Here is a 954-nt window from a genome sequence, read left to right on the forward strand (position 1 = left end):
CTAATCTTACTGTGTCATAAAAATCAAGGCATTATGAGCACGTCATCACTTTGTGGATGAGGAGCCATGGATGCAAGTGATCGCTTTGACCAGTACATGGATCACCTGTCGCGGGTGCTTGGGCATGCGGATCGTCATGCGGGGCTGAAGGGTTACTGCACAGGTTCGATGCTGCCGCTATCGCGCAAGAGCGTGGAGCCCATGGCGGCTCGGGTGGACCCGCTTCGTGCCAGCGCCAAACATCAGGCGCTGCATCACTTCGTGGCAAAGGCCCAATGGTGCGATGCAGAGGTGCTGCGCCGAGTCTGCCAATGGGTCGTGCCGAACATGGACTTCAGCCGAGGCGGCTGGTGGATCATCGACGACACGGGGTTCTCAAAGAAGGGCGTGCATTCGGTTGGGGTGACGCGCCAATACTGCGGGATGCTGGGCAAACAGGATAACTGCCAAGTAGCGGTGAGCGTGTCACTGGCGTGTGAACAAGGCAGCCTGCCTGTGGCGTGGCAGTTGTACTTGCCCAGTGAGCGTCAAAGCGCTGGCTCTGTCGTTGCCGCAACATGTGTTTGAGACGATCACTTGGCGTGAAGGCACCAACGCACCACTGAGCGGGAGGTTCGCCGCCGTACGCGTGCGCCATGCCGGGGGCAACGCTGGCAGGGCACGCCTGCGTCCGCTGCAATGGCTGCTCATCGAGTGGCCAGCAGACCCAAGCCGAGCCGGTCAAATACATCTTGTCCACGCTGCCCGAGACCACCTCGCTCCACGATCTGGTCAGCGCTGCCTACCAGCGATGGCGCATTGAGCGCGATTACCAGGATCTGAAGCAAGACTTTGGACTGGGGCACTACGAGGGGCGTGGCTGGGGAGGATTCCACCACCATGCCAGTCTCAGCATCGCGGCATACGGGTTCCTGATGGCTGAACGACTCATCGCTGACAAATCAGTCGGCGGCA

General features: G+C 60.1%; 1 pseudogene. It reads left to right on the forward strand.

Annotation, left to right across the window (positions count from 1 at the left end):
- Nucleotides 1-66: 66 nt before the first annotated feature.
- Nucleotides 67-954 (forward strand): annotated as a pseudogene (locus tag AVHM3334_RS23690) (IS701 family transposase); the annotation flags it as partial.

Source organism: Acidovorax sp. SUPP3334, from assembly GCF_030159055.1.
In the GTDB taxonomy this organism is placed as follows: domain Bacteria; phylum Pseudomonadota; class Gammaproteobacteria; order Burkholderiales; family Burkholderiaceae_C; genus Paracidovorax.